Source organism: Nitrobacter sp., from assembly GCF_051535235.1.
In the GTDB taxonomy this organism is placed as follows: Bacteria; Pseudomonadota; Alphaproteobacteria; order Rhizobiales; family Xanthobacteraceae; genus Nitrobacter.
The window spans coordinates 106,746-129,975 of the sequence record NZ_JBPPLZ010000003.1; the positions used below are offsets into that span (position 1 = coordinate 106,746).

At 62.1% G+C, this 23,230-nt stretch carries 24 protein-coding genes, 1 tRNA gene and 1 pseudogene; 21 read left to right on the plus strand and 5 right to left on the minus strand.

From position 1 onward, the window contains the following. Window positions 1-5 precede the first annotated feature (5 nt). From ACS3WA_RS05200 to ACS3WA_RS05245, 10 genes are all read left to right on the plus strand, one after another. Complete coding sequence (locus tag ACS3WA_RS05200) at window positions 6-1,037, plus strand: DNA-directed RNA polymerase subunit alpha (RefSeq protein ID WP_438277490.1); 1,032 nt, start codon at window positions 6-8, stop codon at window positions 1,035-1,037. 193 nt (window positions 1,038-1,230) lie between these two features. Then, window positions 1,231-1,647, plus strand: coding sequence for a 50S ribosomal protein L17 (gene rplQ, locus ACS3WA_RS05205; protein ID WP_438277491.1), 417 nt, complete (start codon window positions 1,231-1,233; stop codon window positions 1,645-1,647). Window positions 1,648-1,994: 347 nt separating this feature from the next. Then, a complete protein-coding gene (locus tag ACS3WA_RS05210) occupies window positions 1,995-3,398 on the plus strand; it encodes a DegQ family serine endoprotease (protein WP_438277492.1) in 1,404 nt (467 codons plus the stop codon). Further along, on the plus strand, window positions 3,395-4,732 hold the full coding sequence (locus ACS3WA_RS05215; protein WP_438277493.1) for a replication-associated recombination protein A: 1,338 nt from the start codon (window positions 3,395-3,397) through the stop codon (window positions 4,730-4,732). Before ACS3WA_RS05210 ends, ACS3WA_RS05215 begins: the two co-directional genes overlap by 4 nt. 2 nt (window positions 4,733-4,734) lie before the next feature. Further along, window positions 4,735-5,427 carry a tetratricopeptide repeat protein gene (locus ACS3WA_RS05220; RefSeq protein WP_438277702.1) on the plus strand — a complete coding sequence of 231 codons (693 nt, stop codon included), beginning with the start codon at window positions 4,735-4,737 and terminating at the stop codon, window positions 5,425-5,427. An 89-nt stretch (window positions 5,428-5,516) separates the two neighbouring features. After that, window positions 5,517-6,752: an RluA family pseudouridine synthase gene (locus ACS3WA_RS05225; protein WP_438277494.1), complete on the plus strand. Its 1,236-nt coding sequence runs from the start codon at window positions 5,517-5,519 to the stop codon at window positions 6,750-6,752. A gap of 43 nt (window positions 6,753-6,795) precedes the next feature. Further along, complete coding sequence (locus tag ACS3WA_RS05230; RefSeq protein ID WP_438277495.1) at window positions 6,796-7,578, plus strand: ATP12 family chaperone protein; 783 nt, start codon at window positions 6,796-6,798, stop codon at window positions 7,576-7,578. A gap of 49 nt (window positions 7,579-7,627) precedes the next feature. Continuing rightward, on the plus strand, window positions 7,628-9,343 hold the full coding sequence (locus ACS3WA_RS05235; protein ID WP_438277496.1) for a flagellar hook-length control protein FliK: 1,716 nt from the start codon (window positions 7,628-7,630) through the stop codon (window positions 9,341-9,343). Next, window positions 9,340-9,606, plus strand: coding sequence for an EscU/YscU/HrcU family type III secretion system export apparatus switch protein (locus ACS3WA_RS05240; protein ID WP_438277497.1), 267 nt, complete (start codon window positions 9,340-9,342; stop codon window positions 9,604-9,606). Before ACS3WA_RS05235 ends, ACS3WA_RS05240 begins: the two co-directional genes overlap by 4 nt. Window positions 9,607-9,696: 90 nt before the next feature. After that, complete coding sequence (locus tag ACS3WA_RS05245; RefSeq protein ID WP_438277498.1) at window positions 9,697-11,229, plus strand: acyl-CoA carboxylase subunit beta; 1,533 nt, start codon at window positions 9,697-9,699, stop codon at window positions 11,227-11,229. A gap of 11 nt (window positions 11,230-11,240) precedes the next feature. On the opposite strand, the gene ACS3WA_RS05250 is transcribed toward ACS3WA_RS05245, so the two are convergent. Then, window positions 11,241-11,708 carry an outer membrane protein assembly factor BamE gene (locus ACS3WA_RS05250; RefSeq protein ID WP_438277499.1) on the minus strand — a complete coding sequence of 156 codons (468 nt, stop codon included), beginning with the start codon at window positions 11,706-11,708 and terminating at the stop codon, window positions 11,241-11,243. Window positions 11,709-11,824: 116 nt separating this feature from the next. Between ACS3WA_RS05250 and ACS3WA_RS05255 the strand changes: the two genes are divergently transcribed. The 9 genes from ACS3WA_RS05255 to ACS3WA_RS05295 all read left to right on the plus strand — a co-directional run bounded on the left by ACS3WA_RS05255 (window position 11,825) and on the right by ACS3WA_RS05295 (window position 18,023). Continuing rightward, entirely contained in the window at window positions 11,825-12,361 is a 537-nt protein-coding gene (locus ACS3WA_RS05255) for a ubiquinol-cytochrome C chaperone family protein (protein ID WP_438277500.1), read from the plus strand. Between the two features lie 10 nt (window positions 12,362-12,371). Further along, window positions 12,372-12,968: a YceD family protein gene (locus ACS3WA_RS05260; protein ID WP_438277501.1), complete on the plus strand. Its 597-nt coding sequence runs from the start codon at window positions 12,372-12,374 to the stop codon at window positions 12,966-12,968. Window positions 12,969-13,202: 234 nt separating this feature from the next. Then, complete coding sequence (gene plsX, locus ACS3WA_RS05265) at window positions 13,203-14,264, plus strand: phosphate acyltransferase PlsX (RefSeq protein WP_438277502.1); 1,062 nt, start codon at window positions 13,203-13,205, stop codon at window positions 14,262-14,264. Then, window positions 14,261-15,238, plus strand: coding sequence for a beta-ketoacyl-ACP synthase III (locus tag ACS3WA_RS05270; RefSeq protein WP_438277503.1), 978 nt, complete (start codon window positions 14,261-14,263; stop codon window positions 15,236-15,238). Before plsX ends, ACS3WA_RS05270 begins: the two co-directional genes overlap by 4 nt. Before the next feature lie 130 nt (window positions 15,239-15,368). Continuing rightward, window positions 15,369-15,701, plus strand: coding sequence for an integration host factor subunit alpha (locus ACS3WA_RS05275; RefSeq protein WP_438275108.1), 333 nt, complete (start codon window positions 15,369-15,371; stop codon window positions 15,699-15,701). A gap of 70 nt (window positions 15,702-15,771) precedes the next feature. Beyond that, window positions 15,772-16,368: a MerR family transcriptional regulator gene (locus ACS3WA_RS05280; protein ID WP_438277504.1), complete on the plus strand. Its 597-nt coding sequence runs from the start codon at window positions 15,772-15,774 to the stop codon at window positions 16,366-16,368. 197 nt (window positions 16,369-16,565) lie between these two features. Continuing rightward, window positions 16,566-16,643, plus strand: a tRNA-Pro gene (locus ACS3WA_RS05285). A gap of 93 nt (window positions 16,644-16,736) precedes the next feature. Next, a complete protein-coding gene (locus ACS3WA_RS05290) occupies window positions 16,737-17,375 on the plus strand; it encodes an autotransporter outer membrane beta-barrel domain-containing protein (RefSeq protein ID WP_438277505.1) in 639 nt (212 codons plus the stop codon). A gap of 258 nt (window positions 17,376-17,633) precedes the next feature. After that, window positions 17,634-18,023 (plus strand): DUF4339 domain-containing protein, encoded by a 390-nt coding sequence (locus ACS3WA_RS05295; RefSeq protein ID WP_438277506.1) that lies wholly within the window; start codon window positions 17,634-17,636, stop codon window positions 18,021-18,023. A 587-nt stretch (window positions 18,024-18,610) separates the two neighbouring features. On the opposite strand, the pseudogene ACS3WA_RS05300 reads toward ACS3WA_RS05295, so the two are convergent. Both ACS3WA_RS05300 and ACS3WA_RS05305 read right to left on the minus strand, forming a co-directional pair. Further along, window positions 18,611-18,932, minus strand: a pseudogene (locus ACS3WA_RS05300) (YnfA family protein). A gap of 872 nt (window positions 18,933-19,804) precedes the next feature. After that, on the minus strand, window positions 19,805-19,990 hold the full coding sequence (locus ACS3WA_RS05305; protein ID WP_438277507.1) for a hypothetical protein: 186 nt from the start codon (window positions 19,988-19,990) through the stop codon (window positions 19,805-19,807). 661 nt (window positions 19,991-20,651) lie between these two features. On the opposite strand from ACS3WA_RS05305, the gene ACS3WA_RS05310 reads away from it, so the two are divergent. Then, window positions 20,652-21,083, plus strand: coding sequence for a hypothetical protein (locus tag ACS3WA_RS05310; protein WP_438277508.1), 432 nt, complete (start codon window positions 20,652-20,654; stop codon window positions 21,081-21,083). Window positions 21,084-21,659: 576 nt separating this feature from the next. On the opposite strand, the gene ACS3WA_RS05315 is transcribed toward ACS3WA_RS05310, so the two are convergent. After that, window positions 21,660-22,454: a hypothetical protein gene (locus ACS3WA_RS05315; RefSeq protein WP_438277509.1), complete on the minus strand. Its 795-nt coding sequence runs from the start codon at window positions 22,452-22,454 to the stop codon at window positions 21,660-21,662. 71 nt (window positions 22,455-22,525) lie between these two features. Next, a complete protein-coding gene (locus ACS3WA_RS05320) occupies window positions 22,526-22,897 on the minus strand; it encodes a hypothetical protein (protein ID WP_438277510.1) in 372 nt (123 codons plus the stop codon). An 82-nt stretch (window positions 22,898-22,979) separates the two neighbouring features. On the opposite strand from ACS3WA_RS05320, the gene ACS3WA_RS05325 reads away from it, so the two are divergent. Then, on the plus strand, window positions 22,980-23,222 hold the full coding sequence (locus tag ACS3WA_RS05325; protein ID WP_438277511.1) for a hypothetical protein: 243 nt from the start codon (window positions 22,980-22,982) through the stop codon (window positions 23,220-23,222). Window positions 23,223-23,230 lie beyond the last annotated feature (8 nt).

A 23,230-nucleotide genomic window follows, 5' to 3' on the forward strand; every position in this document is an offset into this window, starting at 1 on the left:
ATGGCATGGGTGATACAGTGACGATCCAGAAAAATTGGCAAGAACTGATTCGGCCGAGCAAGCTGCAGGTCGTTCCCGGCAGCGATCCCTCGCGCTTCGCGACCCTGATCGCGGAGCCGCTTGAGCGCGGCTTCGGCCAGACGCTCGGCAACGCGCTGCGGCGCATCCTGCTGTCGTCGCTGCAGGGCGCCGCGGTGCAGTCGGTGCACATCGACGGCGTGCTGCATGAGTTCTCCTCGATCGCCGGCGTGCGCGAGGACGTCACCGACATCGTGCTGAACATCAAGGACATCTCGATCAAGATGCAGGGCGAAGGCCCCAAGCGCATGGTCGTCAAGAAGCAGGGGCCAGGCTCCGTCACCGCAGGCGATATCCAGACCGTCGGCGACATCGTGGTGCTCAATCCCGAGCTTCCGATCTGCACCCTCGACGACGGCGCCGAAATCCGCATGGAATTCACCGTCGCCAACGGGAAGGGCTACGTTGCCGCCGAGCGCAACCGGCCCGAGGACGCGCCGATCGGTCTGATCCCGGTCGACAGCCTGTATTCGCCCGTGCGCAAGGTGTCCTACAAGGTCGAGAATACCCGCGAGGGCCAGATCCTCGACTACGACAAGCTGACGATGACGATCGAGACCAACGGCGGCGTGACGCCCGAGGACGCCGTGGCCTTCGCCGCGCGCATCCTGCAGGATCAACTCAACGTGTTCGTCAACTTCGAGGAGCCGCGCAAGGAAGTCACCACCGAGATCATTCCGGATCTGGCGTTCAACCCGGCGTTCCTCAAGAAGGTGGACGAACTGGAATTGTCGGTGCGCTCGGCGAACTGCCTGAAGAACGACAACATTGTCTACATCGGCGACCTGGTGCAGAAGTCGGAAGCGGAGATGCTGCGGACGCCGAACTTCGGCCGCAAGTCACTGAACGAAATCAAGGAAGTGCTGGCCCAGATGGGTCTGCATCTCGGCATGGAAGTACCCGGCTGGCCGCCGGAGAATATCGACGAACTGGCCAAGCGCTTCGAGGATCATTACTGAACTCTCTGTCATTCCGGAGCGAGCCGAAGGCTCGAACCCGGAATCCAGAAATTCATCCAATTCTGTTTCCGGATTCCGGATCGCTGCCCTGCAGCCTCCGGAATGACGGAAGCGGGATCACCGGGCGAACGCAGGATGCCCATCTGCACTGAATGTCCGGCCCGCGGCCGCGACAGGGATTGAGGAAAGAGACATGCGTCACGGCAAGGTTCACCGCAAGCTCAACCGCACCGCGGAGCATCGCAAGGCGATGTTCGCCAACATGGCGTCGTCGCTCATCAAGCACGAGCAGATCGTCACCACGCTGCCGAAGGCGAAGGAACTGCGTCCGATTGTCGAAAAGCTCGTGACGCTCGGCAAGAAGGGCGGTCTCGACAAGCGCCGTCAGGCGATCAGCGAGATGCGCGATATCGATCAGGTGAAGAAGCTGTTCGGCGTGCTGGCGCCCCGCTACGCGGACCGTCAGGGCGGCTACACCCGCATCATCAAGGCCGGCTTCCGGTACGGCGACAACGCGCCGATGGCGGTGATCGAGTTCGTCGATCGCGACTTCGATGCCAAGGGACAGGACTCCGGTCCGGTGCAGGAGAAGGCCGCCGAGGAGGACTGACCTTCTGCGGCATCCAAAGACATCGGAAGCGGCGCGTTAAGCGCCGTTTTTGTTTATGGCCGGCGACGTCATATGGCCGGCGATATCATTCGGTCCATGACTGCCGACGGCACTTGACCCCGAATCGCGGTTGTCCAGTTGCGCCGGAACTTCGATACGCCTCGCGTCCGGATGCCGAAATCGGGGCGGATCATCTTCGGAGACCGTTCCGCCTCGGCGAAATCGAAAGCGACGTCATGACTTTGATTTGACGTGTTTCTTCGCGCGAGCCGATGCCCACTTCGTTCGAAAACGTTATATTGCACCGCCGGACGGCTTATATTCCGTTCGCTTTCCGAGAGGCATCGATGATCCGAATCAGTGCTTTCCTTGCGGCGGCTCTATGTGCCGTCGTCGTTACCGGCGTCAACCCTGCGACGGCGCAGGATCGCCGCGTGCCGGCTTCCGAGGCCGAGATTCGGTTGTCCTTTGCGCCGATCGTGCAGCGGGTGGCGCCGGCGGTGGTGAACGTCTACGCCGCCAAGGTGATCCAGAACCGCAATCCGCTTCTCGACGATCCGGTCTTTCGCCGCTTCTTCGGCGTTCCCGGCCAGCAGCCCGAACAGATGCAGCGCTCGCTTGGCTCCGGCGTGATGGTCGATCCGTCCGGCCTTGTCGTGACCAACAATCACGTCATCGAAGGCGCCGATCAGGTCAAGGTCGCGCTGGCGGACAAGCGTGAGTTCGAAGCCGAGATCGTGCTCAAGGACACCCGGACCGACCTCGCGATCCTGCGGCTGAAAAATGTGCATGAGAAGTTTCCGACGCTCGATTTCGCCAATTCGGACGAGTTGCAGGTCGGAGACGTCGTCATCGCGATCGGAAATCCCTTCGGCGTCGGACAGACGGTAACGCACGGCATCGTGTCGGCGCTGGCGCGCACGCAGGTCGGCATCACCGACTATCAGTTCTTCATCCAGACCGATGCGGCGATCAATCCGGGCAACTCCGGCGGCGCGCTGGTCGACATGACCGGCCGCCTTGCCGGCATCAACACGGCGATCTTCTCGCGCTCCGGAGGATCGCAGGGCATCGGCTTTGCAATTCCGGCCAACATGGTGCGGGTCGTCGTGGCGTCCGCAAAGCACGGCGGCAAGGCCGTGAAGCGGCCCTGGCTTGGCGCGCGGCTGCAGGCGGTAACGCCGGAAATCGCCGAAACCATCGGCCTCAAGGCACCCGCCGGCGCGCTGGTCGCGAGCGTGACGCCGGGAAGCCCGGCGGCGCGGGCCGGGCTCAAGCTCTCCGACCTGATCGTGTCGATCGACGGACAGCCCGTCGAGGATCCCAATGCGTTCGACTATCGCTTCGCCACGCGTCCGCTCGGCGGCACCTCGCAGGTCGAGGTTCAGCGCAACGGGAGGCCGGTCAAGCTCACCGTTCCGTTGGAGACCGCGCCGGACAGAGGCCGCGACGAGATCACGATCACCAAGCCGTCGCCGTTTCAGGGCGCGAAAGTTGCCAACATCTCGCCGGCGCTCGCCGACGAACTTCATCTCGACCCCGGCACTGAGGGCGTCGTGGTCACCGCGCTGGTGGACGATGGAATGGCCGCGAGCGTCGGCTTCATGAAGGGCGACATCATTCTGGCGGTCAACAACAAGAAGATCGCAAAGACGGCCGATCTCGAACGCGCCGTCAGCGAAGCCGGGCGGCTCTGGCGGATCACGTTGATGCGCGGCGGCCAGCAGATTCAAGTCATGCTTGGCGGATGAGCCCGAAGCGACAGCGCGAGTCCAAAAGGCTGTTCGCCGCGGCGGGTCTGGAGAACGATGCGCCGCGTCCACTGCCGGATCGGCTGCGTCCGCGAGCGCTGTCTGATGTGGTCGGGCAGGACCACATCCTCGGACCGGATGGCGCGCTGACGCGGATGCTGGAAACCCGCACGCTCGGCTCGCTGATTTTCTGGGGACCGCCGGGAACCGGCAAGACCACGGTGGCGCGGCTGCTGGCGGACGCGACCGCGTTGCACTTCGAGCAACTGTCCGCCGTGTTCTCCGGCGTCGCCGATCTGAAGAAAGCGTTCGACGCCGCGCGAGCGCGCCGCGAGACCGGCACGGGAACGCTATTGTTCGTGGACGAGGTGCATCGCTTCAATCGCGCGCAGCAGGATTCGTTTCTGCCCGTCATGGAGGATGGCACCGTCGTCCTGGTCGGCGCGACCACGGAGAATCCCTCCTTCGAACTGAACGCGGCGCTGCTGTCGCGGGCGCGCGTGCTGGTGTTCCATTCGCTCGACGCGGCGGCGATCGAGAACCTGTTCGCCCGCGCCGAACAGGTGGAAGGCAAGCCGCTGCCGCTCGATGCCGAGGCCCGCGCCGCGCTGGTGCGCATGGCCGACGGCGACGGCCGCGCGGCCTTGACGCTGGTCGAGGAGGTCTGGCGCTCGGCGCGTGACGGCGAGGTGTTCAATGCCGAACAGTTGCAGGGCGTGCTGCAGCGCCGCGCGCCGATCTACGACAAGTCCGCCGACGGCCATTACAACCTGATCTCCGCGCTGCACAAAGCGGTGCGCGGCTCCGATCCGGACGCGGCGCTGTATTATCTGGCGCGGATGCTCGAGGCCGGCGAGGATCCGCTGTTTCTCGCGCGCCGCGTGGTGCGGATGGCGGTGGAGGATATCGGTCTTGCCGATCCGCAGGCGCTGGTCATCGCCAACGCCGCGAAGGATGCCTATGATTTTCTCGGCTCGCCCGAGGGCGAACTCGCCATCGCACAGGCCGTGATCTATGTCGCGACCGCGCCGAAATCGAACGCCGCCTACAAGGCGTTCGGCGCGGCGAAGCGGGTCGCAAAGGAGGGTGGTTCGCTGTTGCCGCCGAGGCACATCCTGAATTCGCCGACCAGGCTGATGAAGGAAGAAGGCTACGGCGAAGGCTATCAATACGATCACGATACGCCGGATGGCTTTTCGGGGCAGGACTATTTTCCGGAGGCGCTCGGACGGCGGACGTTCTACGATCCGCCCGATCGCGGCTTCGAGCGCGAGATCAGGAAGCGGCTGGACTATTGGGCGAAGCTGCGACGAGAGAAGGAGAGCAGCAAGTGACCATGAAGTTTATCCGGGCCTGCATTATCGGCATCGGCGTTCTCGCGTGGATAGCGCCCTCGCACGCCGAGATGGTCGAGACCGCGCCTGGCGTCACGGTGACGAAGAAGACATTCGCGGCGCCGATCGACGAGCAGCCGTTCTTCGGGTTCGCCGACAAAACTCCCGAACAACGCAAGGCCGATGCCGATTTTCTCGCAAGCGTGGACAAGCTTGGCCCGCGCGAGGCGGTGTTTCATGCGGCCATCGAGCGCGGCTGGGGGCATTTGGAGCGCAGCGACTTTTCGGAGGCGGCGAAGCGATTCAATCAGGCGTGGCTGCTCGCCCCCGAACGCAGCCCGATCTATCAGGGGTTCGCCGTGATCGCCGCAGCGCGGTTCGGGGATCTCGAATATGCAGAAGAATTGTTCAAGGTCGCGCTTCGCCAGCCGTCGCCGCGGCGAACGCTGAAGGCCGATTACGGCCGCCTGCTGCTGAAGGCCAAGCGTCCGGCCGAGGCGAAAACGATTTTGGAGGAGGGCGTGCGCGACGCACCCGCATTCGCGGATGGGTGGGCCAGTCTCGGACTTGCGCGGCTGCAGACCGGCGACGCCGCGGGCGCCTGTGCGGCCGCGAGCGAGGCCGACAAGCTCAAACGCTCGCGCGACGTGCTGATCGACCTCGCTTTGCTCAAGAGGCAGGCGGCTTGCCAGTAGCGGCTGGGCGGGCGGCGAGGTGATTTCACCGTGACGGTGGCCCGCATCTGCGCTACGCACCGGGGTCTGTTCGCAAGCGAGAAAAGCACATGAGCCGCCGCGTCAAACGACCTCTCGCGAAATCCCGCGGTTCGGGCAGCGAGCGTTCCAAAGGCGCTCTGTCCAAAGGTGTTCGTCCCAAACGGACGCGTCCGGAAGGGCGTGGCGCGGCCGAGCGTTTCGGAGGCGAGCGAGGACAGGGCGTTCGGCCAGGCAGGCCGCCGCGCGCAGCCACACCTCGCGAAACTGTGCCCTTCATCGAACCGCCCGCCAAACCCGAACCAGCGCCGCTGCCGACGAAGGTGCAGACGGTCGCCGTGACGGCCGACGAAGCCAACATGCGCGTCGATCGCTTTCTCGAAGCGCGCTTTCCCGGCCTGTCGTTTTCCCACATTCAGCGCATCGTCCGCAAAGGCGAGTTGCGTGTGAACGGCAAGCGCGCCGACAGCAAGGATCGGCTCGATGAAGGCGACAAGGTCCGCATCCCGCCGCTCAAGCTCGACACGCCGAAGGCTGCGACACACCTGTCCGAGGCCGAGACCCGGATAGGCGACGAATTGCGGAAGATGGTGTTGTTCGAGGATGCCGACGTCATGGTGCTGAATAAGCCGGCCGGGCTTGCGGTGCAGGGCGGTTCCGGCCTCTCGCGGCACATCGACGGAATGCTCGAGGTGATGCGCGACGCGAAGGGCCAGCGCCCGCGCCTCGTGCATCGGCTCGATCGCGAAACCGCCGGCTGCCTGCTGGTCGCCAAGACGCGCTTTGCGGCGACGGCGCTCACGGCGTCGTTCCGCCATCGCTCGGCCCGCAAGATCTACTGGGCGCTGGTCGCGGGCGTGCCGAAGCCGAAGCAGGGCCGCATCTCGACCTATCTCGCCAAGGAAGAGAGCGAGGAAGACTCGATCATGCGGATCGCCGCGCATGGCGACGAGGGAGCAAGCCACGCGGTGACCTACTACGCGGTGGTGGAAACATCTGCCCAGAAGCTCGCCTGGGTATCGCTGAAACCCGTCACCGGTCGGACCCATCAGCTCCGCGCGCACATGGCGCATATCAATCATGCCATCGTCGGCGACCCCAAGTATTTCAACAAGGAGAACTGGCAGTTGCCGGGCGGTCTTCAGAAGAGGCTTCACCTTCTGGCGCGTCGCATCGTGATTCCGCATCCGCGCGGCGGGGTGATCGATGTGAGCGCGCCGCTGCCGCCGCACATGCTGCAATCATGGAACCTGCTCGGCCTTGAAGCCGACCGGTTTGACCCGATCGAGAACGCGCCAGAGGAATAGGCCCCTTGCCGCACGTCCAACGTCGGCGCGATATGAGTCTGCCATGCGTGAATTGTTCGATGATCCCGGCCCCTCGCCGGTGAGTCCGGAAGAGGCGGCGCGCAGCTCCGCGCGCGCGGGGCAGCGCAAGCGCTTCTACGCCTTCGCGAACGTGAGTGAGACCCCGGATGGGTTCGCCATCCTGCTCGACGGCAAGCCGGTGCGCACGCCGTCGCGTAACGTGCTGGCGGCGCCGTCTCAGGAGATCGCGGAGATGATCGCCGCCGAATGGCAGGCGCAGGGGGACGTCATCGACCCCATGACCATGCCGGTAACGCGGCTCGCCAACAGCGTCATCGACGGCGTGACCGGCCGTGTCGAAGCCGTGGTCGAGGATATCGCCAGATATTTTGAGACGGACCTGCTGTTCTATCGCGCCGGTCACCCTGAAGCGCTGGTCGCTCGCGAAGCCGCGCATTGGGATCCCGTGCTGTTCTGGGCGGCCGAAACGCTGGGGGCCCATTTCATCCTGACCGAGGGCATCGTGCATATCCGCCAGCCGGATCCGGCGATCGCTGCCGCCCGCGCGGCGCTGCCGTCCGGCTCCTGGGCGGTTGGAGCGCTGCATGTGGTCACGACATTGACCGGCTCCGCATTGCTCGCGCTCGCTCTGATGTTTGGGAGGCTCGACGCCGACGAGGTCTGGGCCGCCGCCCATGTCAACGAGGACTGGAACAGCGAGCAATGGGGCGCCGACGAGGAGGCAGAGGCGCGGCAGGCCGCTCGCCGGTCTGATTTCAGGGCGGCCGCGGCCGTCCTGGCGGCGCAGGTTCAACCATCCGGTTAAGAAGAGGTTTAGACACCGCAGTTAGCCTCGCATCCGAAACGAGGCTTTCATGGCGATCTCGATCAACCCGATCTTTCCGGTCATCGCGGTGCAGGACACCGGGTCCGAGACCGCGCTTCAGCCGGGCACGGTCGTCGACGCGCGGGTCCAGCAGGTCCTTGCCAACAATCTCGTCCGCATCGCCATCGCCAACCTGACGATGGAGGCCTTGTCCGAAATTCCGCTGCAGGTCGGCGAGAACCTTCAGCTTGAGGTGTCGCAGACCGCGCAGGGGCTCAGGCTCGCGGTGGCCGGGCAGGGCGGGTCGCCCAACCCGGCGGCCGCTGCCACGGCGGAGCCGGCGGATTCAGTGACGCTGGCGCCCGACGTCGCGGCGACCGTTGTTGTGGCCGAAGCCGATGCGTCGGCCTCGCCCCCGAAACCCGCGCTGACGGCGCTGGAAGCCTTGTCCGTCTCGGCCGCGGCGCAGAGCGCTGCGACGCGGCAAGGCAGCCTGTCGCCGCTCTATGCCAATCTGCTGGCAGCCGCCGGGTCGGGCAAGCTGCCGCCGCAAATCCAGGAGATTGCCGATCGGCTGCTGGCGCTGCGTCCCGATCTCGGTCCGAGCCTGACCGGGGGCGACATCAAGACCGCCTTCCGGAATTCCGGACTTTTTCTCGAGGCGGCGCTGGCGGCAGGGCTGCCGACGGCGCCGCCATCGCCACAGGCTGCATCGGCGTCGGCGCAACTGCCCGATCTCAAGGCCGCGCTGCTCGTGCTTCGCGAGGCGCTTTCGATCACCGCTGGCGCGACGACAACGCAGAGCGCGTCTGCGGGCGCCGCATCGGGTTCGCCGCAAGCGCCGCAGGCGCCAGCGGCCGGATCAGCGCCGTCGATGGCGCCGCCGCTGTCACCGGATTTCGAGCCGCAGGAAGTCTACCTGCCGCAGGCGCGGCTGCCTGTCACCGACGATCCCGACACCCCGACGCTTGCGAACCAGGCTTTGTTTTCCAAGGTATCCAATGCCGGCGTCCGCACCGCTGCCACCGGTGCTGCCTTGAACCTTCTGCAGGAGGCGCTTCAGAACGGCGGCGGCAGAACCGGCCTTGGCGCGGACCTCGGACTCGACGGCGATCCGGCGGCGGGACCTTCGGCGCTCAGGGCCGCGCCGGCGAACGGCCCCGACGAGAACAACGTCTTCATCGTGCGCACCAGCACGCCGTCGCCGCCGTTTCGCGGCGCGCTGCCGACCGCACAGCCCGTCGCGCTGCCGATGCTGTCGCCGGCTGCCCCGGCGAGCGACATCGCGCGAAGGCTGCTTGACGACACCGACGCCGCGATCGCGCGCCAGACGCTGTTGCAGGTTGCCTCGCTTCCGGATCGGGTCGATGCGGGGCCGAGAAATGACCAGATCACGCCGCGCTGGAATTTCGAGATTCCGTTCGCCACCCCGTCGGGCACCGCGATCGCGCAGTTCGAGATTTCCCGCGATGCCGCCGGCCGCGATACCGAGACGGCGAAGCGGGTCTGGCGCGCGCGATTTTCGCTCGACGTCGAACCCGCCGGTCCGGTTCATGCGCTGGTGTCGCTCGCCGGCGACAGCACCTCGGTGCGGCTGTGGGCCGAGCGTCCCGCGACAGTGAGCCGGTTGCGTGCCGGCGCCTCGCAACTCACTCAGGCATTGAGCCGCGCCGAATTGCAGCCCGGCGACATCGTCATCCGCGAGGGTACGCCGCCGCAGCAGAAACCCGCGCCGGCCGGCCATTTTCTGGATCGCGCTCTATGAGCACGGAGACAAGGGACCAGATTGCGGTCGCCCTTCATTACGACAAGGGCAGCGGCGCGCCGCGCGTGGTCGCCAAGGGCAGGGGATCGCTCGGCGCGAAGATCATCGAGGTCGCCAAAGAGCACGACATCCCGATCGAGGAAAACGAAGTGCTGGCCGGCGCGCTGTCGCATGTCGAACTCGGCGACGAGATTCCGTCCGAACTGTACAAGGCCGTCGCCGAGGTGCTGGTGTTCGTGCTGCGTCTTTCGGGACGGGCCTAAGCGCATCGCTGCCCCTCCCGTTGGTGACAGCCTCAACAACGGCAGCTAGGCTCTGGTCCAACCTCGTTGAATCAGATCCAGGCAGGAGCCATGAAGGACATCCTCGAAACCCTCGACGCCCGCCGCGCGGCCGCAAAGCTTGGCGGCGGCGAGAAGCGCATCGCGGCCCAGCACGCGCGCGGCAAGCTGACGGCGCGCGAGCGCATCGAGCTTCTGCTCGACAAGGGTTCGTTCGAGGAGTTCGACATGTTCGTCGAGCATCGCTCGGTCGAATTCGGCATGGACAAGTCGAAGGTGCCGGGCGACGGCGTCGTCACCGGCTGGGGCACCGTCAACGGCCGCAAGATTTTCATGTTCGCGAAGGACTTCACCGTGTTCGGCGGTTCGCTGTCGGAGACCCATGCGCTGAAGATCACGAAAATCCAGGACATGGCGATGAAGGCGCGCGCGCCGATCATCGGCCTTTATGACGCGGGCGGCGCGCGCATCCAGGAAGGCGTCGCCGCGCTCGCCGGCTATTCCTATGTGTTCCGCCGCAACGTGCAGGCCTCGGGCGTGATCCCGCAGATCAGCGTCATCATGGGGCCGTGCGCCGGCGGCGACGTCTATTCGCCGGCCATGACCGACTTTATCTTCATGGTGAAGAACACGAGCTACATGTTCGTCACCGGCCCCGACGTGGTGAAGACCGTCACCAACGAGGTGGTGACCGCGGAAGAACTCGGCGGCGCCAGCGTGCACGCGACAAAGTCTTCGATCGCCGACGGCGCGTTCGACAACGACGTCGAGGCGCTGTTGCAGGTGCGCCGCCTGATCGATTTCCTGCCCGCCAATAACACCGAGGGCGTGCCGGAATGGCCGAGCTTCGATGACATCGAGCGCACCGACGCCTCGCTCGACACGCTGGTGCCGGACAATCCGAACAAGCCCTACGACATCAAGGAACTGATCCTGAAGGTCGTGGATGAGGGCGACTTCTTCGAGATCGCGGAGACGTTCGCGAAAAACATCGTTGTCGGTTTCGGCCGTATCGCGGGGCGCACCGTCGGCTTCGTCGCCAACCAGCCGATGGTGCTGGCGGGCGTGCTTGATTCCGATGCATCACGCAAGGCCGCGCGCTTCGTTCGTTTTTGCGATGCCTTCAACATCCCGATCGTAACCTTCGTCGATGTGCCGGGTTTCCTGCCGGGCACTGCGCAGGAATACGGCGGGCTGATCAAGCACGGCGCGAAGCTTTTGTTCGCCTATTCGCAATGCACGGTGCCGCTGGTCACCGTCATCACGCGCAAGGCTTACGGCGGCGCGTTCGACGTGATGGCGTCCAAGGAAATCGGGGCCGACATGAACTACGCCTGGCCGACCGCGCAGATCGCCGTGATGGGTGCCAAGGGCGCGGTGGAGATCATCTTCCGCTCAGATATTGGCGATGCGGACAAGATCGCCGCGCGTACGAAAGAATACGAGGATCGCTTCCTGTCGCCGTTCATCGCCGCCGAGCGCGGTTACATCGACGATGTCATCATGCCGCACTCGACCCGAAAACGCATCGCCCGCGCGCTCGCGATGCTCCGGGACAAGCACGTCGACGCGCCGATGAAGAAGCACGACAACATTCCGCTGTGAATGGTCCCGCTCTAATTCGGACTCAGCAACTTGAACAGCGGCTGGAGATAGCTGATCTCCTGGCCCGAGGTCGGCGTGGTGCGGCTGATGAAGTCGAAGATCCTGCCGTCCTTCAGCCCGTAATTGGCGAGCCGGGTCACCTGGCGGTTCTTGTCGAAATAGATCGCGATCACGCGTTGATCGACAACCCTCTGATTCATGAACGCGACCGGACGGTTCGCCCGCTGCGAAATGTAATAGAAGACCTCGCCGTTCAGCGTCGCGACCGTGGACGGCGTTCCCATCACGATCAGCACCTGATCCTGGCTGGCGCCGATCTGGATCTGCTCGAGCGCGCCGGGGGGCAGGATATAGCCCTTCTGAAACTGCTCGCCGGTGCAGCCCGCCATGGCGGCGCACACGAGCGTGGCGGCGAGCGTCATGCGCAGACGACGGCGTCGCGTCGCCGCGCTTCCTGTCTTTGATGCCGAAACTGTCATTCGGGGGCCGACCTCATCCTCTTGCATCGCGCGAGCCATTGACGTACCCGGCGTATCCGGCAACGGTTCTGCGATTGCACAACCGGAAACCCTGCGGGCTAATTTTCGGAACCCACATGCTCTGGCCGCTCAGTCACTTCAGAAAATCCCGCGCTCCGTCGCGCGGCACCATTGAAGCGATCTATGGCATGATCGTGACACAGGCGCGAGAGCCATTTTTTTATCAGACCCTGCGGGTGCCGGACACTGTCGATGGCCGCTTCGACATGATTCTGCTGCACCTGTGGATAGCGCTTTCGCGATTGAAGCAGGGGGATGACAAGGAACTCCCGCAGGCGCTGTTCGATCACTTCTGCAGCGACATGGACGCCAACCTGCGCGAAATGGGGGTCGGCGACCTCACCGTTCCGAAGCGCATGCACGCGTTCGGGGAGGCCTTCTATGGCCGCTCGGCGGCCTACGACCGCGCGCTTGCGGAGGGACGCGAATCGCTGGCGGAAGCCCTCGACAGGAATATCTATAACGGCCGGGACATTGAAAGCGCGCGGCGGCTTGCCGATTATGCGGTGGAGGCGATCGCTGCGCCCGCCGCTGACCACGAGGTGACGCCGGCCGGCAGGTTGCGGTTTCCGGACCTCGCGCATCGGACATGAGAGCACGGGCATGACCACCAGAGACAGGCTAGGCACGATCGCAAATCCCTGGAGCGCGCGGGTCGCGGTCGTGCAGATTCCGGAAACCGGCCTTCATCGCGATATCGAGGCGGATGAAGCCACGCGTAAGACGCTGGCGAAGATCGCCGGCTTGCGGGATATCGAATCCGCGCGTGCATCGTTCGATCTGACGCCCGGGCGCCACGACAGCGTGCATGTGCGGGGCAGGGTGTCGGCGCGCGTGGGACAGACCTGCGTGGTGTCGCTCGATCCGATCGAGAACGACATCGTCGAGGACATCGACTTTCTTTTCGTACCGGAAGACCGTGTCCAGGCGTTCGCGGCCGCCATCGATGACGATGCCGACGACCAGCCGGGCCGCCACATTCCGAATGCGCCCGAGCCCATTGTCAATGGGGTCATCGATCTCGGACGTCTTGCGACCGATGTGCTGTTTCTCGGGATCGACCCTTATCCACGCAAACCCGACGCCGTTTTCGTGCCGCCTTCCAGCGCCGTCGATCCGGAGGACCATCCCTTCGCAGCCCTGAAGGCGCTGAAAATCGCCTCCAATCCATCGCGTAGGAAGAAGCCAGGGCGGGGCTAAAGGTGAAGTCCCGGATGCGATCTTTCCAAAGGAGCTAGTCAAGATACTGAAAATAAAAGAATTTTATCTGATTTTCGACGTCTGTTTTTGAGCCGCGAGGCTGCGGAAATCCGCGCCTTCGCTATGTTGTATCGAGGCCGGGACACGCTATTGTCGCTGCCGGGTCGATGAAGCGCCACCCCCGTGTGGCCGCGCGCTTCAAGGCCGCAAGAGATCAGGGCTTCCGGGACTTCCATGCCGAAAAAGGTTCGAATCGCGCTTGACGCCATGGGTGGCGACATCGGCGCATCGGTGGTCATTCCGGGCGCCGCGATTTCCCTGAACCGTCATCCCGACACCGAGTTTCTGCTTTACGGCGACAGCGCCCTGATCGAAGCGCAGCTCGCCGCCCACCCGGCGATGAAGGCGGTGTCGCGGGTGATCCACACCGACGTCGCCGTCAGCATGCACGACAAGCCGAGCCAGGCGCTGCGTCGCGGCCGCAAGACCTCGTCGATGTGGCTTGCGATCGATGCGGTGAAAAAAGGAGAAGCCGACGTCGCGGTGTCCGCCGGCAATACCGGCGCGCTGATGGCGATGGCGCGGTTCAACCTGCGGACGCTGCCCGGCATCGACCGGCCGGCAATCGCGGCGGTGTGGCCGACCATACGCGGCGATTCCGTGGTACTCGATCTCGGCGCCACGATCGGCGGCGACGCGCGGCATCTGATGGCGCTCGCGATCATGGGCAGCGCCATGGCGCGCGTCCTGTTCGACCTGAAGCGCCCCACGGTCGGCCTCCTCAACATCGGCGTCGAGGAGGTCAAGGGCGGGGAGGAAATCCGCGAAGCCGCGGAATTGCTGCGGGCGATGGATCTGCCGCAGCTCGAATTCATCGGCTTCGTCGAGGGCGACGGTATCGGCAAGGGGGCGGCCGACGTCATCGTCACCGAGGGCTTCAGCGGCAACATCGCGCTGAAGACGGCCGAAGGCACCGCGCGGCAACTCGCCGAATATCTGCGCAGCGAGATGTCGCGCAGCCTGTTGTCACGGATCGGCTATCTGTTTGCGCGTGGCGCCTTCAAGGCGCTGCGGGGCAAGATGGACCCCCGCAAGTCCAATGGCGGCGTGTTCCTCGGACTTAACGGAATCGTGGTCAAGAGTCATGGCGGGACCGACGCCGAAGGCTTTGCCTACGCGGTCGATGTTGGCTATGAGATGGTCCGTTACGATCTCCTGACCAAGATCAACCAAACGCTCAACCGTCACGGCCACACCCTTGTTTCGGCGTCGGCAGTGCAGGAGGCCCTCTCTTGACTGCGATACGTTCGGTCGTGCTCGGCTGCGGCTCCTACCTGCCGCAAAAGGTCCTGACCAATGCCGAACTGGCCACCAGGATCGACACCTCGGACGAGTGGATCGTCCAGCGCACCGGCATTCGCGAGCGCCACATTGCCGCGGAGGGGGAATTCACCTCGCATCTGGCGATCCGCGCGGCCCAGGCGGCGCTCGCGAACGCCGGAATCGATGCGCAGTCGATCGACCTGATCGTGCTGGCGACCTCGACGCCGGACAACACGTTTCCGGCCACCGCGGTTGTGGTCCAGAGCGGGCTCGACATCCATCACGGCGCGGCCTTCGACCTCCAGGCGGTCTGCTCGGGTTTCGTGTTCGCGCTGGCCACGGCCGACAATTTCCTGCGGACGGGAGCGTTCAAGCGTGCGCTGGTGATCGGCGCGGAAACCTTCTCGCGCATTCTGGACTGGACCGATCGCGGAACCTGCGTTCTGTTCGGCGACGGGGCCGGCGCGGTGGTGCTGGAAGCCCAGGAGCAGCCGGGAAAACCCTCCGATCGTGGCATTCTGACAACACATCTGCGTTCCGATGGCCGTCACAAATCAAAACTTTTTGTCGACGGCGGACCATCCTCGACCCAAACGGTGGGTTATCTGCGAATGGAAGGCCGCGAGGTGTTCAAGCACGCCGTCGGCATGATCACCGACGTCATCGTCGATGCATTCAATGCCTCCGGCCTGTCCGCGGACGACATCGACTGGTTTGTTCCGCATCAGGCCAACAAGCGAATCATCGACGCATCGGCCCATAAACTGCATATCGCGCCGGAGAAAGTCGTGCTGACCGTCGATCGCCACGGCAATACATCCGCTGCATCGATTCCGTTGGCGTTGTCGGTCGCCGTCGCGGATGGGCGCATCAAAAGAGGCGATCTGGTGTTGCTGGAAGCGATGGGCGGAGGGTTCACCTGGGGCTCCGCCCTTCTGCGATGGTAAGACTTGAATCAAAATATCCAGCGTAACTGCCGTCATCTATCGTGCGAAAGCATGATGTGATAGGTTGACCGTGCGTCGTTAAACTCTTAATTTCAGTTACGAATTGTTCGCCGGGAGCTTGGGGCAGGCGATGACCGAAACCGGAAAAACAGTCACGCGCGTTGATCTCTGCGAAGCCGTCTACAAAAAGGTGGGGTTGTCGCGGACCGAATCGTCCGCGTTCGTGGAGCTTGTGCTCAAGGAAATCACCGATTGCCTGGAGAAGGGCGAAACGGTGAAGTTGTCGTCCTTCGGGTCGTTCATGGTGCGCAAGAAGGGCCAGCGTATCGGCCGCAATCCGAAGACAGGCACCGAGGTGCCGATCTCTCCGCGTCGCGTGATGGTGTTCAAGCCGTCTGCGATTCTGAAGCAGCGGATCAACGGCAGCAATGCCGGAAACGGCGCCGAAACCAAGGCCGAGTAGCCGGGTAACGAGCAATATGGCTGGCTGACAGGTTCGGCGTTCGGAACCCGATTGGCAGAGGAGCGAGCATTTGGACAAGGCACCGGATGCCTTCCGTACCATCAGCGAGGTTGCCGCCGACCTCGATGTTCCCCAGCACGTCCTGCGCTTCTGGGAAACCCGGTTTGCGCAGATCAAGCCGATGAAGCGGAGCGGCGGACGTCGCTATTATCGCCCGGACGACGTCGATCTGCTGCGCGGCATTCGCCACCTGCTTTACAGCGAGGGTTATACGATCCGCGGCGTGCAGCGAATCCTGAAGGAGCACGGCGTCAAATCGGTGCAGGGCCTCACCGAGGGATCGTCCGCCGCCGCCTTCGGCGCCATCGAGGACGACATCCGCAACACGATCGGCGAGATCGATGACGACGAACTGCCCGACTATGAGGCCGACGACGAGGACGGAGAAGGGGACGGAGACGTCGACGACAGCGCCGCGCCCCGAGCGCGGGAGCCGGTGGAGCGCAAGCCGCTGCGGCACAATCTCGACGAGGTGCTGTGGTCCGGTCTCGACAGCGCGGCAATTCCGGGCGTGAACGCAGCGGTCGACTTGGCACGACTCAAGGATGCGTTGGCCGACCTGGTCGCCTGTAGGCGGCTGCTGGACGACGCGCTCGGCAACGGCTGACGGTTTCCGGCAGTCATGCTTTGGCGTCGCTCAGGCGGACGCCGCCGCTTCTTGCGCCGCCTCTGGAACGCGGCTAGAGCTACCTTCGGCTTTGATGAAATCAGGGCCGGGGCTTCGTCTCGTTTGGCGCTTTTTCTTCACGCGAACCGGTACCGCTTCGCTTGAAAACGCTATAATGGAACGGAGCCGTAACGGCACGGAGCGTAGCGCAGCCCGGTTAGCGCACTAGTCTGGGAGACTAGGGGTCGGAGGTTCAAATCCTCTCGCTCCGACCAATAAAATCAATAGTTTAGATAGAATTTCCACCGCCGCTGCTGGACGTCTTCCGCGTCGGGGTGTGGTCTGGGGTGTGGGTTTCATCCGTTGCCATGTGCTCTGTCGTCCGTTGTGATCCGTTACTGGACCGGCTGATCGCGCAGCGAATCGCACGCGCGCGTTTCGGGCGGGGCAGGCGAGACGCTCGGTCGTACCGCATCGTCACGGCGAATGGCATCGAGCGGTTGCGTGCGAATTTTAACGCCAATGCTTTCTCGGGGCGGCTCGAAGGTGGCTACCACATTGCCACCTCATCGATGGGCGTCACGCCCTATGTCGCGGGACAGTTCAACAGCTATGATCTGCCCGCCTATGCCGAACAGGGCAGCGCTGGCGGTAATCTGTTCGCGCTCAGCTACGCGGCGAAGAATGCAACTGCATCACGCTCCGAACTCGGCGTGCGCACCGACAAGTCGTTCGCATTCAACGATGCCATCCTGACGTTGCGGGGCCGCGCGGCGTGGGCTCACAACTTCGACACCGATCGCTCGATTTCGGCGACGTTCCAGTCACTGCCCGGCGCATCGTTTGTCGTCAACGGCGCGGCGCAAGCGCACGAGGCCGCACTGGTCACGGCTGCCGCTGAAATGACATGGGCCAATGGCTTCGCAGCCGCCGCCACCTTCGAAGGCGAGTTCTCCAACACGTCGAGAGTTACGCCGGCAAGGGGGGTGTTAAGGTACTCTTGGTGAGCGGTCAGTTCGTAGAGCCGCGCGGAGGATAAGGGTGTGTGGCCGTTTGGTCGAGCAAGCGAAATAGGCGACCGGACGCGTCGGCCGAAGCGGCAGTGGCTGACGAAGGACTGGTCGGCTTACTTACCGCGGGTGTTGTGCGGGCTTGCCAAAGACGCAACGAAGCGGCCGGTTGCAATATACACCGATTGGTCGGTTGCCGTGAATGTTCTCTAGCTCTAAAGTTCCCGCATAAAACAGTTCTAGTTGAGTATAGTCATGGAAGATTATGACGATGTTTTCTACGTCGTTTATATTGTTTTCTGTTTTTTCGCATCATGCGCGGCTATCCTTGCATACCAAAAGTCGAGCGCAAAAAAATCGGCCGTAAGAAAAGCCGATGCGACAATGGGCGGGGCAATGGAGCTTGCCCGGCGACTCGAGAATGCAAGTACTCCTCATAATCCAGACTCCCAGGCATCTTGGTATTGTGCCGTGGGAAACAACCAAACGGGACCGTTTACTCTAGTTCAATTGAGACACGTTCTCTCTCGTTTCGCATCAGACGAACTTTACGTCTGGAATGTCGAGATGGAGGATTGGAAACGTCCGTACGAGATTCCGGAACTGACCGTTCTACAGACACCATTCCTGATGCACGCTCGATAGACTCACGGCACGACATACGATCCCGTCCCAACACTACGCCCCGCGCGCTCCGCTTCCTTCTGCGCGCCTGCATACTTTCCGTTTGAGTAACTGAAAGCTGGTGCACCTGCGATCCAATCGGCGGCTTGATCGCGGCCGGCGCGTCGGAAGCTGCAAGGTGCGTCGCACATTGCGAACCGTTGGCCGGCGCACCACACTGTGCGCTTCCATTGCGGTTTGTATGTCCATTTTCTTCTTTGCCATCGTCCTTCGCTAGGCCAGTGCAACGCGACCTGCGCTGCAAATGGTCCCGCTGCTTCGATGGCCGAAGCATGTACAGTGTGAAAGAAGGCCAGCAGCAAACTCAGCAGCCCAATCAGCAGGAGTAGGCCAGTCGCTATTGCGAGGATGAAATAACGGGACATGTACGCCAACGCGGCCTGCAGATGTTGGTTTCGAGGCTCGCAACAAATGCTAGGCTCAGCGCCGTAGAAGTCCTTGAAGTGGCTTTTGCATGCGCCACCAAAAGTTCGCCACGCCTGAAGGGCCACGGCGGGCGTGCCGTGCTCAGGAAGGAGCGTCATTCTAATGCGGCACTCCTCGCTAATTCAGCGTGGCCCAGCGATGATAATGGCAGCCCCAATCAGGCAGATCGCCGCTCCGGTGACGTCCCATCGATCTGGGCGGAGCCCCTTCAACCAGCCAGAGCCGCGCGATTGAGGAGAGGATGTAGACCCCGCCATAGGCTGCAAAAGTACGACCAGCAGCCTCGCTGTCAACGAGTGTAAGCAGATAGGCAAATAGGATCAGCGAAGCGACACCCGGGGCTATCAACCAAGCTGACTTCTCCATTCTGAGCCAAGCCCAAAACGCAAAGCAGCCCGCAATCTCAGCTATAGCGGCACCAAAAAACGCGAAAGCAGTTTTCATCTTTTGAATATTACACAAAGGCTGCCAGAAATAGGAATGCCGCCGGAACCCGTCCTCAGCCCGCGCATTGATCGCCGCGCCGCCAGGCCAGTCTGACTCCGACAACCAGTCGTCATGTCCACTATTGGACAGAACTCGGACAACAGATGTGATTGAATGGTCTATCACCGCACGGTCCGTGGCTTTCATCGGTGATGAGAACGCCGGTTGCGCTCCCGCCTTCCCCTTACGGAAAGGAGCGCGCCCATGGGGCAGCTTTTTCAAAACAAAACCTGTCCGAGTTGCGGGGAACCAATGACTATGGCATTGCCGCCAGGCGGCAACGGTCCCCGTATCCTCACGTGCGTAGGCTGCGACCCGCTACGGGACGATCAAGCGAAGGGCTGGTTGGCGGGCGATTTGGGTCAAGGGTGGTCACGCCCATCTTAGGAACCCGCATTATCGCCGACCAATTATATTCCGCTCGGTGACTTCGTTTTGTGGATTTAGCTCAATGGCAGAGATGCCAGCGGCGCGGTGTCATGGGGCAGTCCGAATTTCGTGAGCCGCCGTTTCTTGCGAGCCGCCATACGTCTTGAGTTTTGGCCTTACGGGAAAACGAGGCATGACAACCGAACGTATCTGCTAGATAGTAGTCGTGAATATCGTAGGCCCTATCAATGCGCAGGCCGCGCGCAATTCAAGTCTAGAATGCATCTTATACTGTTCGGTGCTGGCGACGACGCGCGAAGCAGTGTGCTCGCTCATTGCAAACTCAGACTCGATCCATGACAAGAAATCACCATGTCCAGGAGCTGAAGCGCTCTAAGCCTAAACAAAGCCGCCAGCCTTTTATGAGCGCTGGCGGCTTCCTCGTCACTTAGCCTCGCGTGCTACGGAACGATGTCGCTCCTGCCCGGCGGGGCGTGCTTGATGCTTTCGCCGCTCTTCTTTTCCTTCTCGGAAAGGTTCTTGTCCGCCTCCTCCGTCAGTTCTTGCATACTCTTGCCGAGGGTTTTCTTCGGATCCTCCTTCGGCTGTCCGGCAGGAGGAAAGTTCGTGCTGCTATCGCTACCCATCTACATCTCCTTTGCTGAGCGTAAGGAGACAACGGCACGCTCCGCAATGCGTTCCTCAGGAACCTCCGTTCCATTGTTACGGAGACTTCACTTCCGAGCCCTTATGTTATGTTACCCGCTCTAATCGAGGCGAAGCGAAGCGCAACAGCGGACCAGGAAGAAGAGGACCTTCGGCAATATTCCGCGCTAGCGGTCACCGTGATCACGTTCCTTGTCCTCGACTTGATCGTCATTGCGGTTGTGGGGGATTGGGGTCTGTTGTGGGGATGGATTCCAACAGGACTGATCGCGCTGATAGTTGGCAATCAAGTTCGCTCGGTAAGCTTGGGGCACACTCTTAAGCACGGATCGTTTTTCGTCTTTCCTCCGTGGTCGTAGAAGCCGCGATGCGGCACTCCTGCCAAATCCAAATGATCAAGGAAGCTGGTGGCGGACTGGCGCGTCGTTGATCCTTCCGACACCATTGTTAGCGAAACCACGTTTTGATGTGCTCGATGCACCACGCAAATCGCCGTGCGGCCAACCCGCTGAAATCCCTCGAGTCACTCAACAGTAACATATTAGACAGGATCAAGCGGCCAAGGCGCAGAGGGGCTTGGCCGGATACCGTCCTGCTTTGGCGGTTCTCGGGAACAACTCACGATTGTGGGAGGTTACTACCGTGACGGTTCCTTTTCTGGTCCGTCGCTACAACAAAAAGAAAAGCGGGACCGATACGATGCAGCAGTATTCGATCTACAAGACAGGAAAGCAGTATGTTGTGCGGGCCAAAGGCAAAGACCTTCTGATCTGCGAAAGTCGCAGCGAGGCCGAGAACATCGTTTCAGACGTAGCTAGCGCCGCCGAAACGAGCGTGCCTCCTTTAACCGATGGATCGCTCTGCACCAATGCCGACGTGCTCGCCAAGGTAGTCCTGGATATCAAACTCATATTGGACATTGAGAAGGCGCTTAGCAACGATCTCGCTACCGGGGAGCCTCGAAATCAGCGCCAAGTTCAAGATCAGATATGGATCATTTTGGATAAGGCTGGCGCGGTCGGCGCTGCCAAGCGAATACAGGCGGGCTTTCGCGGTCTCAAGGTGATGAAGTAAGCAACGGATCAACACATCGCTTCTCACCGCAATGCACGCCGACATCGACTCCATGGAGGCAGAGTAAGCATCCCGCCAGAAGTAAGGCTGATACTCATCGTTCCCGCGCGCGCCGGACGGTTTCCTCTCGGCAGCTTTGAAGTTGCTGCGGATTTGGCCGTCAGTCAGCGCTCCAGAAGCCGCTTCATCGTGAACTCGATCGCGCCGCGCGACGGGCTAAAGTGGCTCCTTTTCCTGACAGCGTTGTCAAACCATCGCCAAGCCAACGGCGCGTTTAGTCAACGCTTGCGATGGGCCGGCTTCGCGGTTCCGCTGACCTTCCGTTTGCGTGGTTGTCCTTGCTCGCCGACCTCGACAAAGGGATTTGGCAGCGCAGTCTTTCTATCGATCAGATGAGACGTGCTGCAGTCGGCCTTGGCGCGCCGGCGTCGTGCCGCCATCCGATCCGCCAGGTCTCTCGGGGTGCGAGGCATCGCGGTGCTCCACATGCGATACGAGAAATGTAATGCTTGCGTCGGCAATTGGGAGTCCGGCATTGGCGGATCATCGCGGGGAGCGATGCCCCGAAAGGGGCGATCAGCTATCACCCATTCCCTTAACCCGCTCGCCAATCCACTCGTACAGGCGAGCTACAACGACAATGCTTGTCGTTACGGTAACCGTACCTATCGCACTAAGAAAAGCGATGCCGATAAGAGTTTGACCCATATCTGCGTTGCGGATGTTGCTCACACAAGCAAACCAGACCCATGCGATTAACGCTACGAACACCACGACCATAGGAAGGCATGCGACAAGCATAGACCGGGCAATAAACCAAAAATGTCCATTACTGTCGGCGAGAGCATTGGTTGCGCTTGCGCCGGTCGCATCAACAGCGATCGCTGGAAACAACAGGATCAAGCGTAACAGTACAACGATTCCAACGACCACAAGAGTTACGGTCAACGCGACGCTAAGGCCGATCGGGAGAAGACCGAAAATTAAAATCGGAGCGATAGTTGCGATCCAAAGCGCCGCCGTCCATGCGAGGAAGCGACGGACGCGGTTGGTGTTCGCTGTAAATGAGTAATTCGTCGTGACATCGCCAAGAATTATCAGCCGGTAAATTGCGATTTGGTAGGGCACAATTGCAAAAGTCGAAACTGTACCGACAAGCACATCCAGAGTTTCCCCAAGTCGCCCATCCGGCGGCAAGAAAGCCCTGGCTAGTTGCTCTGCAAAGCAGATCAGGAAAACAACGAGCGCTGGATATTGAAGCTGGCTTAACGATGCCAGCGTGTCGCTCCAAGCTGAGCGCAAAACAAATAATATGGATGGCTTCATCATAAACTCTCGCGCCATTACAGCGCTGCCGTCGAGAAGTTTCACCGACTGACTAGATTCTGGCCAAGCTTGCCGGTCGAGATCCGTCTGTCCGCGTGGTTTTTTCAGACCTACGCTCAGGTCGTGCCGGCTGTTGCTTCGGACTCACGCTCATCATCGTCTTCTTCGCTGATCTCGGCAAAGAAATTTTCAATCACTTTCAACACCTCGAAAGCATGGTCGGCGGTTGTCCATGTGGCCAGCCCGGTCTTGGCGAAGATGGTCCGTCGCTCCCCCAAATCGATCTCAAGGACCGCAAGCGGGGCTAGTCGTTCTTCCAGCCAGCCACGCAAAGCCGCCTTGCCGCCGATAATGGCCGGAGGCAGATGCCTCCTATACCTTCTGGCCAGGTCGGCCTTTTGGTATTGGAATTTTAGGACGGTAGAGGAGGAGTCCCCAACCCCGAACGCTTTCGTTGCGTCCGAAACATTCGTCAGAACTACCTGCAAATCGGTGGTCGGGACATCGCCGAATATTGATTCTCGTCTCCGGCCGCATCATACTTGCACGAATATCACCGATGGAGTCGTTATGACCGTTTTTCGCCGCGCTCTGATCCTGGCCGCGTTTGCGGCGGCATTTGCCGTTCCGAGCGGACGCGCCCATGCATTCGGCGATGTGCCGTACAACTATTTCGATCCAGCCGTCGATGTCGGGTGCTGGAAGTGGAATTGGCAACAGCACGCCAATTACGACGTTTGCCCGGTCTATGTGCATCCCAAGTCGTACATGTATCCGCGCCGCGCCCATACGGTTCTCCGCACCAAGGGCTGAGCGGTCTC